Below are 14491 nucleotides of genomic sequence, written 5' to 3' on the forward strand. Positions count from 1 at the left end.
TCCTGTTGGTAAACTGGTAAACATGCGTATCGGTATTGATTTTGGAACTACCCGTGTTGTCGTAGCGGCTGTGGATCGTGGCAATTTTCCTCTGGTTTATTTTGAGTCCCCGGACGGACAGATGCGGGACTGGTTTCCCCCCGTAGTTGGCGTGAAAGGTGAACAGCGCCTGTACGGCTGGGAAGCAATGAGCAAGCAGGATGACAAAGACTGGACGCTGCTGCGTTCTCCCAAGCGCTCGCTCCGCACCGCCGGACCCAGGACGAAAATACAAATTGCCGATCAAACCCTCTCTCTTCAGACGCTGATGGCGGAGATGATGGCATCGCTCAAGTCGCAATTGCTCGAGCATTCAAACCTCGGTGCGGAGCCAAACGAAGTTCTCGAGGTCATGTTGGGTGTTCCAGCCAACGCCAACAGCAATCAACGTTTCCTCACCGAAGAGGCAGCAAGCGCCGGAGGATTCGTGGTGCTAGGCCTTATGAATGAGCCATCCGCGGCTGCGATCGAATACGCCTACCGCAATAGCGCCGAACGGAAGCACCGCGCGGGAGGCAGCCTGCTGGTTTACGACCTTGGCGGAGGCACGTTCGACGTCTCCCTGTTAACCCTGGGCGCGACCGAACACACAGTAGAGGCCTCAGATGGTCTTCCACACGTAGGAGGCGAGGATTTCGATGAAATCCTGGCAGACCTCGCTCAGGAAATCGCGAAGTTGCCGTCACCCCTCACGTCCGTCGAACGCCGCGTTCTGTTGGAGGAATGCCGGGAGAAGAAAGAGTCCCTCAGTCCGAACACGCGAAAGATCACTATCGATCTTGAGCGTGTACGCCCGGAGTCGGAGCAGGTGACATTTTCGGCTGATCTCTACTACGAACGCTGCCGCTCTTTGATCGAATCAACCCGCGAGGTCGTTGAAAGACTGCTCGCGGCTCATCCGGGTGCACAACTCGATACCTTGTACGTAACAGGAGGCGGCTCGGAACTTCCGCCGGTTGCCCGTGTTCTGAAGGAGATGTTCGGGCGCAAGGTGCGCCGGTCAGCTTACATGCGATCCGCCTCCGCCGTAGGGCTGGCCATTCGTGCGTCTTCCGCTTCAGAGCGGCTGCACGAGCGCTTTAACCACAATTTCGGTATTTGGCGCGAGGCGGAATCCGGTGGGGCTATTGTTTTTGATCTGATCTTCCCGCGCGGTATGAAGTTGCCGGAGCCGGGCCAACCTGCGTTGCGAATTGAGCGCACCTATCGGCCCGCACATAATATCGGACACTTCCGCTACCTTGAGTGCTCAAGGCTGGACGACCGCGGTCAGCCCATCGGGGAGATCACGAATTGGGAGCAGATTCAGTTTCCGTTCGATCCGCGTCTATCGGCCTCTCCCGATCTGTCCGCCCTTTCAGTGGAACCGATGAGTGCAAGCGGTGGCATGCTAGCGCGGGAAGAATATTCGTGCGATGCAAATGGAAACTTGCGTGTAAAAATTTCCGCCCTTCCATCCGGGAAGGAGAGGGAATATCTGATCAGTCAGTCTGCATCGAGTTGACCATTATTGAATCATTGAATCGATGCTCCGGAAGAATCCAACGGACAGTTTCATCCATCCAAGACAAGTAGGTTTCGGGTTCGAAACTGCGCGTTCTTAAGTTATTTATCCGACATTTGAGTCATTAACAACAAAGCTGGAAATGAGTAGACGTTTATGAATTCTCATGCTCGTGTGCTGGTTGTGAGCCGTGACGAGATGCTGCTGAGAACGAGAGAGATGATATTAGGAGCATTTTTTACTGTGGAGGGTGCGGGACGATTGCCCGAAGCGGTGACCGCAATGAAACGTAGCAAGTTTGATCTGATCGTATTGTGTCATTCGCTTACCGCCGACGAATGCGAAGGCCTTGCATTTCTGGCGCAGCAGCACACCCCGCGTCCATTGATCCTCGCCATGAGTGCATCGTCGCGAGCGAACGCAAAGTCATGGGCCGACTGTCAGCTTGGAGTGGATGCTGGGCCTTACGCACTGGTGAAGAAATGTGCAGAAATGCTTGGCTTTGTGCTCAAAAGCAAAGCCAAGGCCGCGCATGCGTAAAACCGCTCGGCATGTATCTCCCGTTCGAACCGGATGATAGCCTCGACATTGATGGCATTGGCATCTTCAGTGGATTTTCTGGTGATGGGAGCAGGGGTGGCAGGGTTACGTGCTGCCATCGAACTTGCCGATCATGGTGAAGTTTTAGTTATCACGAAGGAATGGCTCGGCGAGTCGAACACGCATTATGCGCAGGGAGGGATCGCCGTGGCATTAGCGGACGATGCCCAGGACATAGCTCTTCACTTCGAAGACACAATTTCAGCCGGGGATGGGCTCGTGTTTCAGCCGGCTGCTCAGGTGCTTGTGGCAGAGGGTCCACTGCGAGTTGCCGAGTTGATTGAGTGGGGAACGCGCTTCGACGCGGACTGTGGCAAGCTGATGCGTACACGGGAAGGCGCGCATTCACTGCCGCGTATTCTGCATGCCAACGGAGACGCGACGGGCGCGGAAATCAGTCGTTCCCTCGTCGAATATGCTCATGCGCACCCTCGGATCAAGTTTGCTGAGTGGACAATGGTCACCAATTTGCTGCTGGCCGATGGTCGCGTGGTCGGGGCTGAGCTTGCCTCGGCAAATCCACTTGAAAACGAGCAGCTGAACCCTAAACGGATAAGTGCTCGCGCAATTCTCATTGCGTCGGGCGGTGCCGGGCAGGTGTACAGCGATACCACGAATCCCGAGGTTGCCACAGGCGATGGCCTCGCGCTCGCTCTCGAAGCCGGTGCTGAATTAGCGGACATGGAGTTCTATCAATTTCATCCGACCGCGTTTTCGCTCGCGGGAGCGCCGCGTTTTCTGATTTCCGAGGCGCTTCGTGGGGAGGGTGCTTATCTCCGCAACGATCGTGGCGAGCGCTTCATGGAGCGCTATCATCCACTGCTTGAACTGGCTCCGCGCGACGTGGTTGCCCGCGCTATCACCCGCGAGGGTTTAGGCGACGAGGGTGAAACGCGCCCAGTCTATCTCGATATGCGCCATGTGAGGGATGTTGATCTTCATCAGAGATTTCCCGGCATCAGCAAATTCCTCGCAAGATATTCACTGGACCTCGCGCTTGATCTGATTCCGGTGCGTCCGGCCGCACATTACCTCATGGGTGGGATTCGCACCGATCTTGCGGGACGGACCTCGGTGCCCGGCCTCTATGCGGCGGGTGAAGTTGCCTGTACGGGCGTACACGGCGCCAATCGACTCGCATCAAATTCCTTGCTCGAAGGACTGGTTTTCGGTGCGCGCGCGGCCCAGGCAATGATTGAAGACCGATTGTCCCTGGTACCGGTTCCGTCTGATCCGTTTGAAAATCGGCCTTTGGGAAGCGACGATGCAGCAATGGTTGCGCAACAGGTCCTCAGCTTGCGACGTGCGATGTGGGCGGATGGGGGGCTACTGCGTTCTGCCTCAAGCCTTGAGGCTGGGCTGCAGGCGCAGGCACAATGCGAAGTCTGCCTGTGGGAGATTGTGCAGGCCGGAAAGATGAGTCGCAGTCTCTTCGAAGGACAGTGTATGGCCCGCGTAGCTGGAGCGATCCTATGCTCCGCTCTTGCTCGTCAAGAGAGCCGCGGTGCCCATTTTCGCAGTGATTATCCGCGTCGGGACGACAATGAATTCCAAAAGCACTCGGTTTTCACGAAAAATGGAAACGTCGCATTTGAACGCTGGTGAGTTAGGCTTTACGGTGGATTATTCGATTGCCGATTCTTCGATGGGTGTCTGTCGAAGAAATGCAGAAAACGCCTCGAAATGCGGCGGATCTTGAAGAGCGCTATAATCGCCAGTTCATTCATCTCATGCGAATCGCGGCTTCAGCGCATCGGACCGCGGAGTCTGCATTGGGATGACAGCTTTTTCCCGCGCCCTGACGATAAGAATGAGCGCGAGAAGCTATGCGCAGAACCTGCGTTGCGGCGAAGACGTCTCAATTGCAGGGCTGACTCGGAAAGACACGGCGATGCGATGGGCCTCAAAAATTGCGAAACTCCACTTTGCTGTTCTGCTTGTGATTCTCGCTCCGTTACCGGCGTCAGCCTATGAGCCAGCTACGATTGCGCATCTGGAACAGATATTGGCCGCGGCGCACGGGAAGCCAGACAAGGCCCTGGCGAAACAGCTGGGCGAGCTCGAACTGACAGAGCGCCTCAGCACAGCGCGGTTGAAGAAACTTGAGGCCGCTCTCCCTGGTGAAAAGTCGCGGCAGGTGCTGCTGGTACTCTCTGACCTCTCGGCCTTTCACGATCTTCCCGCCGAGGAAATTCTGCAAGTCCCCGCTCCCGACAGCGATTCGCAGAGCAAAATACTCGGCAAGGTTGCTGATTATATTCGCGAGGCTTTGCCCCGGCAGATTGATCTCGTCATCTCACGTAATACGTCACAATTCGACAATTTGAAAGTTGTCACCCTTAGCGGTTCTTCCGAGGCGGCGAAGGAGTGGGCGAAAACCAAGACTGAAGTCGAACTGGAAGCGACGGTTTCGGTGGCTCCGTTGATTGCGGCTGCCGTGGTAGAAAATCAGCCTTATCACTTCATCGGGAAGAACAGCGAAGCCGTGAATTACCGCAATGGCGCAGAGGAAGTGGCGGGACTCCCGCCAGCGGAGCATCGGAAGGTCCCTCCTCAATCCGGCCTTACCAACTGGGGTGTCTTCGGTCCTCTGCTGGAGGTTGTGGTCAATGACGTCTCCGGCGGCAAGACGGAGTGGAGCCACTGGGAGCAGGGCACACGCAGCGTGCTGGCCGTTTTTCATTACGACGTGCCGGCCGATCAATCGAATTACGATGTGGAGTATTGCTGTTTCACCAGCGGCAAGACATGGGATTTTAGCGGGAAAGAACTTTGGAATGTCTACGAATCCCTCACTCCCGCTTACCATGGAGAAATAGCCGTGGATCCGATGACCGGCGCCATACTTCGCCTGACAATCGAAACTGTAATCCCGGAGGGCCAACCCATCTATGGCGCAAAGGTCATGGTGGAATACGGGCCAGTCGAATTGGGCGGTCGGGAATATCTGCTGCCCGCGAAGAGTGTTTCCATCTCGGTAGCTCCGGTTCCCGTGATGATTCAGGATGGCCACTGCACAGATGGGGCCTGCACGCACGGGCTCTTCGTTCACCCTAAAGATACGGTTGTCCGCGACACGATCTACACCTCGTATCACGCCTTCCGCGGTGATACGCGCATTCTACCCACGGACGCGTTTGATAAGGACGCCGATTCACCATCATCCGCTGAATCGCAGCCTGGAATTCCACGGAAGCAGCCATGACTTTATTACGGAAGGATAAGGCGATCCGCAGGATTGGGCTGCTTCTGGTATTTCTCCTCGCAACTGAACTTACTGCGCGAGCTTCTGAACCAACGACGATTGTGCAGTTGGAAGAAACGCTAGCTGCCGATCATGGGAAGTCAGACAAAGATGTAGCCAAACAACTTGGCAAGCTGGAACTGAGCGAGCGTCTAAGCACGCTGCGGCTGGAGAAACTCCAGGCCGGCCTGCCTGGAGAGAAGTCACGTCAAGCTCTCCTGGTTCTCGCAGATACCTCTGCCTTTCAGAACCTTCCTGCAGGTGAAATCCCCAAACTCGCTTCACCCGATCGCGACACGCAGGGCACGATCCTTAACAAAGCCACGGATTACATTCGACAGACGCTGCCGCGGCTACCTAACTTCATCGTCAGCCGCAACACCAATCGCTTTGAAAATTTGAAAGTCGATTACGTCGGCGGTGCGGTTGCAGTGGTAGAAGATCAGCCCTTTCATTTCACCAATACCACTAAGGAAACCGTCACCTATCGCGATGGAGCAGAGGCTGTGGTCTTGTCTCCCAACCATCCCGAACACCAGCGAGGTTTGTATAACTGGGGTGTATTCGGCCCGCTGTTGCAGATCGTTGTCACCGATATCTTCAGCGGAAAAATGGGCTGGGGTCATTGGGAGCAGGTGAGGAACGGGGCCATGGCAGTGTTTCGCTATTCCGTGCCGCAGGATCAATCGCATTACGAAGTGAAGTACTGCTGTTTCAGCAACACGAATAGCTGGCACATCTTTGAGATGCACCCTTCGTATCATGGCGAAATCTCCGTCGATCCGGATACGGGGGCTATTCTTCGCCTCACCATCCAAACCGATATCCCTTCGAATCACCCCATTTACCGGGCGGACGTGCTGGTGGAGTATGCCCCGGTGGAGATTGCAGGGCAGCAATACGTATGCCCCACTAAGAGTGTCTCCATTTCGCGTGCAATGAACCGGGTGAACGTTCAGCAAGGACAGTGCGCCGATTACAATTGCCGCCCTGACGCGTACGTATACCCCAAGAACACGGCGGTGAACGACACCGTCTATCACTCCTACCATATCTTCCGTTCGGAGATGCGCATCCTGCCAACGGAAGATTCCGATGTGGAGGGAGTTTCGCCGCAACCGGCGCAGCCCGCGGTCACAACTCCACAACCTTGACGCGTTGCACATCGCTAAAAAAAGAGGCGATCGCCGAAGTGATCGCCTTTGCGTTCCAACTTTGAAATTAGAAGTCGAAGTGCAGTGACATCTGGACCTGCCGCGGGCTGCCGATCGTGTGTGTCACGATGCCCAGTCCCGATGGGAAGCTGTACAGCGAATTACAGGGGCCGGTGCCGCTACAACCGCTGGGAAGCACAGGTTCTCCGGCCGAGGGGAAGGCGTTGTAGAACGCGTTCTGTGAAACTTCGTTGCCGGGAATGTCAAAACTTGTGGTGTTGGTAAGGTTGTAGACATCGAAGGTGAACTTGAGGCTGTAACGCTCTGTCAGCTTCGTCTCCTTCACCAGCGAAGCGTCTGCGCGCTTCTGAAATGCCTGGCGGAAGATGTTGCGTTGTCCACTGGTAAATCCTGTTTCATAAGGATCGGAGGTGGGGATTGCGCCGTTCAGTCCGCCGGCCGGGAGCAAGGGAAGCGTGAAACAGGAGGCCTTCAACGCGGCGCCTGCCTGGCCGAGTACAGGTGTCCATGCACCCGAGTGACCGCTGAGTGCGGTTTTCGCGGTGCATCCGTTGGCAAGCGGGACGACAGGGTTTGTGATGCCGTCGGCGGTCGAGTAGTAGATGCTGCCGATGGCACCGGAGAAATCAATGACGCTGTAGGGCTGGCCGCTCTGCAGCACAGTGAGTCCGACCAGCGACCATCCGTCGGCGAGTTTTCCCACGAGTGAGTTCTTCCTGGCAAACCCGGGAATCTGGTAGATGTAGTTGAAAGTGGTCACGTGCGTGCGGTCGTAATCCGACGAACCGTAACCGCTGCGCAGATTCAGAGGATTGTTGCCGTTGTAGAAGAGGCCCAGTCCACTTTGCTCATCCAGTGCATGGGACCAGGTGTAGGAGACGCCGACCTGGATGCCGTGGCTCATGCGTTTTTCGATATGCGCCTGCAGGGCGTTGTAGGCATCGACGCCGGCGGCCACGTATGAAAGAGACTCAGCGGCATAGCCGATATAGGGAACGCGCAGATCGACGTTGCCGCCTTCGTAGTTAGCCTGGTAGCCACTTCCATCGGGCAGTGTGGCGCCAAGCACATCGTAGCCGTAGCTATAGTTCTGCTGATATGCGCCGCCGCCGAGTGTTGGAGCCGAAGTTGACGCGATCTTCGGCTGGTTGAAGGGCAAGGGAATGACCTGGTGACGTCCGAGATTGCCTACGTAGCCGAGTTCGATGGCCAGATCGTTGCGTGGCTGCCACTGGACATCCAGCGTGTAGTTGAACGTGTAGGGCAGCTTGTTGGCGCGGTTGTAGACACCTAGCGAAATGGGTTGACCGTTGTTAATGACGCCCGGAGCGCCATCACCGTAGTTTTCAATGCTGTAGGCATTGGGCAGATAGTTGGCAAGGTCCGAGGCCTTCGGATTCGATGGCGCAGGGTGCTGCAACGTAGTGCCGTAGGGATTCTCGAGATTGCCTTCTGCGTTAGTGGGGAGTGCCGTTGGCGGACCGTAACCACCGTTACCGCCGCAGGTGGGAATGTAGTACGACCCGTAATCGCCGTAGAGCGACTGCGATGAGGACGGGCACGATGAGACATTGACGAAGGGTAATTGCTGGTTAACGCCGAACGGGCCGCCGGTCACAGTGCCAATTGCATATCCGGGAGAGAGGTAGCTGAATAATTCGCCGCGATCGTAATACATTCCTGCGCCGGCGCGGACTACGAGCTTGCTGTGGAACATCCCCGGCTGCCACGCGGCGCCGATGCGAGGAGCGATGCCCCACTGGCGGCCGGTGAGGGTTGTGGCGCTTACGCCCTTAGTGCCGTTGGCGTTGTTGCCGGCGATGATGAGGCCGGTGTTGTCGATGCTGTCGCTGGCGGCGCTGTAGCTGTAGGACGAGGGATCGAAGTTGAAGATGCGGCCGTATTTTTCCGTGAGGCCTCCGTCCCAGTCATAGCGAACACCCGCGGTTAGGGAAAGAGTCGGAGTGATCTGGAACTTGTCCTGGAGATAGGTTCCGAGCTGGTTTGCGCGGTAGTAGCGGCTGGCATCGCCCTGCAGAAACGAGGTTACGTAGAAGCCTGTCGCTGAGCTGCCAGGGGTTACGAAGCCTTGTACGAATTGGCTGAAGTCGTCAGTAGCAATGGTGCCGGTGCCAGTGCGCTTGTCGATGGTGTTGAGCTGCGTGTAGGAGTAGCTCGCGCCGAAGTTGAGCGTGTGCTTGCCCAGCATCCAGATTGCTGTTCCGGAGGGAGCAAGCCGGTTCTGGAACACGCCGGTATTCGAGGACTGACTTTCGGCGTTTGGTCCGATGTTGAGGTAGACGTTGGTGATGCCGCTGGGCTGATATTGACCGAGAATGTTGAAGATCGAGATACCAGGAAAATAGTTGGACCCGAACATGTTGATCGACCCGGTGCCAGCCGCGCCGCCGGGTATGGAATTGGGACCGAACGCCTGCTCGTTATCGGCCCAGTTCTTTTCCCGGATGAAGCCAATGGTCTCTGTAGTACTTAGGTTCGGCTTGACGAGGTAGCTGTTGCTGATGGAAAAGACTTGCGCGCCGGAATCGAGATGCTCGGCGAAGCCAGGAACACTCGAATAGGAATACGGCGAAATCGTGGGATCGTGTTGATAGAAGTATTTGAGACTGAGCGTATCTTTTTTGGTCGCGTTGTAATCGATGTCGGCTACGGCGAGGTCCGCACCAAAGCGCCCGGTTCCCGGAATAAACGCGTTATCGAGATGCGTGATGGTGGGAGGAATTCCGCCGAGTGCATCATTGGGGATGAGCCACTTGCCGGGTTCCCCGGGCAGCGCTGGTGAGTTAAACAAGACCAGGGCATTGTGGTCAATGCTCGAGACTGCGACGTCGGGGTTGCCGATGTTTTCGCCAAAGGAGTTGTTGGTGATGTCGGTCAACGCGCTTGCCGAACGGTCATCGGAGAGACCGACTGGAACATCGAGGAAGGAATCGCCAATTTCCTGATCGGACACATGAAGATGCTGGTAAGAGAGGAAGGCGAAGAGCTTGTCCTTGATGATCGGCCCACCGATGCTGCCGCCAAGAATATAGCGGTGCAGTTCCGGAACCTTGTCGTAGGACGGAACGCTGGGATCCTGATTGAAGAAGAAGGGCGCGGCATTGATCCAGTTTGTGCCGCGGTGTGCGTAAAGTGCGCCGTGATAGTTGTTGGTGCCCGAGGCGGTGCTCAAGTCGATGTGCGCGCCTGAGGTTGAACCTTGGGTCGCGTCATACATCGAAGCATTGACGCGGACCTCGGCGATCGTCTCCGGGGCAGGTGTGGGAATGGCGTTTCCGATGGAGAGATAGATGGAGGCAGCGGAAGGGATTTCGCCGCCGCCGCCGCCGGGGCTGGTCTGCACGCCCGTGCTGTTGATAACGCGCGCGGAGGAGACCTGGCTGGTGCTTTTGCCGTTGAACAAGTTGCTGGCATCGACGCCGTTCAGCAGAAAGCTGTTCGAAGTGTCTCGCTGGCCATTGGCCCAGATTGGCGCGTTGCCAAGGCCCGAGTTGGCTCCAGTGCCACCGCCCAGCTCAGCGCTTACGCCGCTCGATTGTGTTGCAAGGCCTGTAAAACTGCCAGTCGCGAGGGGCACGTCTTCGATTTCAGTTTTGTCGAGGACGTATCCCACAGTGGTGTCAACGGCATTCATCAAAGGCGAAGCTTCCACTTCAACTGTGGTTGTGGTTTGGCCGACCTTGAGAGCCGCGTTCACAGTTGCGGTTCGATTAGCCTGCACGGTGATGTGCTGCGTCTTCTGCACATCGTATCCATCGGCCTTGTAGGTTAGCGTGTAGATTCCGATGGGCAGATTCACCAACGAGTAGGTACCCGAGCCATTGCTCGTGGTGGTGCGGGTCAACGAAGTCGACTCGTCTACCACGGTGATTTGTACGTTGGGAATCACGCCGCCCGATGCGTCGGTGACCTCGCCGGTGAGACCGCCGAGCGTCTGCTGAGCTAAAAGTGTGAAGGAGCACAACGCTACGACTGTCGCGAATGCAAACAGCCGGGAGATCATCTGAGAACGAATGCGCATGGAATACCTCATTGCTGGCCTTGAAATGAGCTTTCCCGCAGCTGAATTGGAAAAGCGCACAAAGATGAGTTCAGAGTTGCCAATCGTCGAGAAATTGAAAGTTGATCCCGACGGATACACGTCTGCTGGCTGGTTTTTGCACGGAGTCTGGAATTCTCAGCGTGACCTAAGAATAGCAATCGTCGCATAAAATTCATCTAAGGATTGCTTGGATTCAGCGACTTGCAAACGATTCGCAGTTCTTCTGAGGCGCTATTTTCGACCGGTTATTCGTCAATTACGCCTGGTTTTCCACAATTCGCGAATGGAACTGGCAAAATCAGCCGATGCGCGCTTGGTAGATCAATTTAGCTGGACAGCAGCCAATGAGACGCTAGCATGGTGCGTGCCGAATTCACCGTCTTTTCCCGTTGCATAACCCAACGCGTGAATCGGCTCACAGCCTTAGCAAGACGAGGTTTACCGATGATTACGCGCTCAGCGAAACTGCTGTTGCTAGCGGGAGTCGCGTTGTATTACACGCTGGTGGTGTTTAACAACCTGACGGACTTCAACTCGAATTATGAATTCATTCAGCATGTGTTGTCGATGGATTCAACGTCTCCCGGGAATCACGGGATGTGGCGAGCGATGTCGTCACCGGGCATGCATCTGTTGTTCTACTGGCTCATCATCGTGTGGGAGTTAATAACCGCGATCCTTGCGTGGTGGGGGCTGTGGAACTTGGTACGTGCGTTGCGCCGACCTGCCAATGCGTTCAATGCTGAGAAACGATTGGCCATCATGGCCTTGACGCTCTCACTGCTGATGTGGCTGGTGGCTTTTATCGATGTAGGCGGCGAGTGGTTTTTGATGTGGCAGTCACACACGTGGAACGGACAGGAAGAAGCATTTCGCATGTTCGTAATTGTGGGATTCGCGATGCTACTGATTTTGCAGTCCGACGACGATACGCAGGCCTAGCGCGTTCAGACGACTGCCGTCCGCTTGCGCTTCAGTGCGTACCAGGCGAGGCCAGTCGCGATGTAGAGCAGGTAGATGTAGGGAAGCCGCGCGTGGGCAATGTCGGCGGTGGAGCGTAGATCGAAGACGGCGATCAGAATCACTACCAGAACCGCGATGACACTGACTGCTGCGACGAAGTGTGAATGCTGACCGCGTGCACGTCGCGCAAACGGCAACGCCAGTGCAACGAGCGCATACGCTGTCAGAAAGCCGAAGACCGATAGAGAGCCGAGCAGGTCGTACACGTCGGATCCGCTGACTCCGCGCATCGCCATTACAGCTGTAGGAAGGAAAACAACGCACGTGGACAACACAATGGCCGCCACAGGTGTGTCGCTCACTTGTTTTTTCGAAGAGGACGGGAAGCAGTCTTTCTCGCGCCATCCGCATGAGCACGCGTGAGGCCGCGGTTATACAGGCAAGCACGCACGCGACCATGCTGATGAGCGCACCGAAATCGATGCCCGTGCCCAGCGGCGATACTCCGGCCTTATCGGCAAGAATATGGAGCGGGCTCGTAGTATCGCTCAACTTGCCAGATTCGCCGCGAAACCCCAGCACTTCGGAGTAGGAGCAGAGCATAAAGAAGATTCCCGCAAGGATGGCGCACTGTATTACGGCTCGAGGAATAGTGCGCAACGGATTGCGCGCTTCGCTGCCTAGTGTGGTGGCGCTTTCAAAGCCGACGAAACTAAACATGGAGAGTACCAGAGCGGGGCCGAGGCTGGAGAAGGAAACGCCGCGCAGCCTGAATTGGTCCATGTCCAGATGAAATCCGAAGTGGACCGGCATCACTGTAAGGACAATGCAGATAAGGCTGACGGAACAGATTTCTATCCAGAGCATCAATTCAGCGGAAAGCTTCACATCGCGATAAGCAACAAATCCCGCCGCAAGGCAGATGACAACAAGCGTGAGAAGAACCGGCGGTGTCCGATGAAGGAATTGCTGCGAAAGTACGTTGGTGTAGTACAGCGCTCCGCCCGCGACTGAGGCTGCGGTGGCCAGGTACGCGAGCAGCAGTCCCCACCCTGCCGCGACTCCAAAGATGGTTGGCAGTGTTTCTGCCGTGTATGTGTAGAGCGAACCGGGAGAAGCAGAGAGACGCGCAAAGCGGCTGACGCAGAAACCGACGATCAAGGTAGCGCCCGTAGCTAGCAGGTAGACGAGCCAGGTTGCGTTGCCGGCGATGGCGAATACGAGTGGGATAGTAAGCGAAGGAGAGGTGGATGGCGCCATGGCGGAGACGGATTGAGCGAGCGTCTCCAATGGACCCAAAACGCCGGCGTGCAGCCCATAATTCTCTTTTGGACTGCCCTCCGAATACACTTTCGCCTCCGCGTTGCTTTGGTTGCCCACCAGTCCGCCTTCCGCTTCAGATTTGTCTTGCTAGTTGAGCTAGTCTTGCCTGTGCTTCCGTTGAAGTCAAGCAGAGCGGGGTAGACTGTTGCCGATGTCTGTCGCTGCAATCATTGTCGCCGCAGGATCAAGCAGCAGGCTGGGTGAGCCGAAGCAACTGATCCTGATTGACGGCGAACCGCTGCTGCAACGCGCAATCCGATGCGCTACGGAGGCTGGCGCATCGCCGGTCTTCGTTGTGCTTGGAGCCCATCGCGACCTCATTGAGAATTCGATCGATTTCAACAAAACGAAGATCGTCGTGAACAATGAGTGGGAAGAGGGACTGTCTAGTTCGATCAGAACCGGCGTAAAAACAGCGCAGGCTGAAGCCCCAACCGCGGAAGGCCTGCTGTTGATGACGTGCGATCAGCCGCGAGTGACAGCCGAGCATCTGCATCGGTTGATCCTGATGTCGTATGCGCAATCGGCTCCGACGGCGATCGTGTCGACCTATGGTGGAACACGCGGCATTCCGGCAATTTTTCCAAGGCAGGCGGTATGCGATCTGATGGGGCTTCACGGAGACAAAGGGGCGCGCGCCTTGCTCGCAAAGCCGCCATGGCCCGTCATTTCGATCCCGCTTGCGGGTGGCGAGATCGATATCGATAGCCCGGAAGATTTAGAGGACCTGAAGAGTTAGCGCTCGATGGTCGCTTCTATGTAGCCGTGCGGCTCGTCGATAGGGACGAAGATGTGATTGGGATTGTCCTGCCCAAACGGGCTGAGATCAGCAAGCAAATGATGCAGGTTCGGCATGGTGAGGTGAATGCGCGCAATTTCAGGGGCCGCGGTGAGCGCGGCTTTACCCATATCAAACAATGTGTGTTGGACGCTCATGCTGTGGTGTGCGGCGAATTCCTTTAGCAATGCGGAGATGATTCTAGCGCGAACTTCAGAAAATTTTGGGGTAGGCGAGACGAAATCCCACTTGATGGTCGCGCGTGTTCCGAAGATGCGATCGATGGCCGGCTTCAGCGTAGTCAGACGGTCTTTAATGTAGCCGGTGAATGCGGAATTGGTCGTTTTAAGAATAGTTAACCCATCTACACCGGAAGCAACGACCCAACCGCCCCCACGTTCACGTTCCGCCTGGACGGTCTGCAACTCAGGGCCGGCCAATCTGAATGTTGTCGCTTCAGGGTCGCTGTCTAGTTCAAGCCGCTCCCAACACTTTTCGTCGATTTCGATGCAGGCCTTGGAGACCTGCGGATTATTGCTGAGCAGGTAATCCCCGAGTTCCATCGCGAATTCCTCGATGGTGGCTGCGCTTGAACTGTGAGCGAGGGAGTAGACGGTGTTCTTCATCGTGTCTGTCGGCAGGATTTTACTGTTGTCCGCCGCGGTGAAGCTACTCTCGAAGTCGCCCTGCAACAGCACGCGCACAGCCCACTCATTGAACTCGTGGCGCTCAGCGGTTCGCGTGATCCGCGACAGGCGCACCCGCGCTTTGCCATAGCGATTCTCACCCAATCTAGCCATCG

General features: G+C 56.3%; 10 protein-coding genes. 7 read left to right on the plus strand and 3 right to left on the minus strand.

What is annotated here, in order from left to right:
* Positions 1–22: 22 nt before the first annotated feature.
* From P8935_RS08070 to P8935_RS08090, 5 genes are all read left to right on the plus strand, one after another.
* The gene (locus P8935_RS08070) at positions 23–1543 is read left to right on the plus strand and encodes an Hsp70 family protein (RefSeq protein ID WP_348264477.1); all 1521 of its coding nucleotides are present in this window, start codon (positions 23–25) and stop codon (positions 1541–1543) included.
* A 156-nt stretch (positions 1544–1699) separates the two neighbouring features.
* Entirely contained in the window at positions 1700–2083 is a 384-nt protein-coding gene (locus tag P8935_RS08075) for a hypothetical protein (RefSeq protein WP_348264478.1), read from the plus strand.
* Positions 2084–2134: 51 nt separating this feature from the next.
* The gene (nadB, locus tag P8935_RS08080; RefSeq protein ID WP_348264479.1) at positions 2135–3748 is read left to right on the plus strand and encodes an L-aspartate oxidase; all 1614 of its coding nucleotides are present in this window, start codon (positions 2135–2137) and stop codon (positions 3746–3748) included.
* Positions 3749–3953: 205 nt separating this feature from the next.
* Complete coding sequence (locus P8935_RS08085; protein ID WP_348264480.1) at positions 3954–5348, plus strand: hypothetical protein; 1395 nt, start codon at positions 3954–3956, stop codon at positions 5346–5348.
* Complete coding sequence (locus tag P8935_RS08090) at positions 5345–6541, plus strand: hypothetical protein (RefSeq protein WP_348264481.1); 1197 nt, start codon at positions 5345–5347, stop codon at positions 6539–6541. Before P8935_RS08085 ends, P8935_RS08090 begins: the two co-directional genes overlap by 4 nt.
* Positions 6542–6608: 67 nt before the next feature.
* Here P8935_RS08090 and P8935_RS08095 read toward each other — a convergent pair whose 3' ends face one another.
* Complete coding sequence (locus tag P8935_RS08095; protein ID WP_348264482.1) at positions 6609–10604, minus strand: TonB-dependent receptor; 3996 nt, start codon at positions 10602–10604, stop codon at positions 6609–6611.
* 465 nt (positions 10605–11069) lie between these two features.
* On the opposite strand from P8935_RS08095, the gene P8935_RS08100 reads away from it, so the two are divergent.
* On the plus strand, positions 11070–11567 hold the full coding sequence (locus tag P8935_RS08100; RefSeq protein ID WP_348264483.1) for a DUF2165 domain-containing protein: 498 nt from the start codon (positions 11070–11072) through the stop codon (positions 11565–11567).
* Here P8935_RS08100 and P8935_RS08105 read toward each other — a convergent pair.
* A complete protein-coding gene (locus P8935_RS08105) occupies positions 11529–12968 on the minus strand; it encodes an APC family permease (protein ID WP_348264484.1) in 1440 nt (479 codons plus the stop codon). The genes P8935_RS08100 and P8935_RS08105 overlap by 39 nt on opposite strands.
* A 94-nt stretch (positions 12969–13062) precedes the next feature.
* Between P8935_RS08105 and P8935_RS08110 the strand changes: the two genes are divergently transcribed.
* The gene (locus P8935_RS08110; RefSeq protein ID WP_348264485.1) at positions 13063–13650 is read left to right on the plus strand and encodes a nucleotidyltransferase family protein; all 588 of its coding nucleotides are present in this window, start codon (positions 13063–13065) and stop codon (positions 13648–13650) included.
* On the opposite strand, the gene pucL is transcribed toward P8935_RS08110, so the two are convergent.
* A complete protein-coding gene (gene pucL, locus P8935_RS08115; RefSeq protein WP_348264486.1) occupies positions 13647–14489 on the minus strand; it encodes a factor-independent urate hydroxylase in 843 nt (280 codons plus the stop codon). The two genes, P8935_RS08110 and pucL, sit on opposite strands and share 4 nt — an antisense overlap.
* Positions 14490–14491: the final 2 nt, after the last annotated feature.

This window comes from Telmatobacter sp. DSM 110680 (assembly GCF_039994875.1).
GTDB lineage: Bacteria > Acidobacteriota > Terriglobia > Terriglobales > Acidobacteriaceae > Telmatobacter.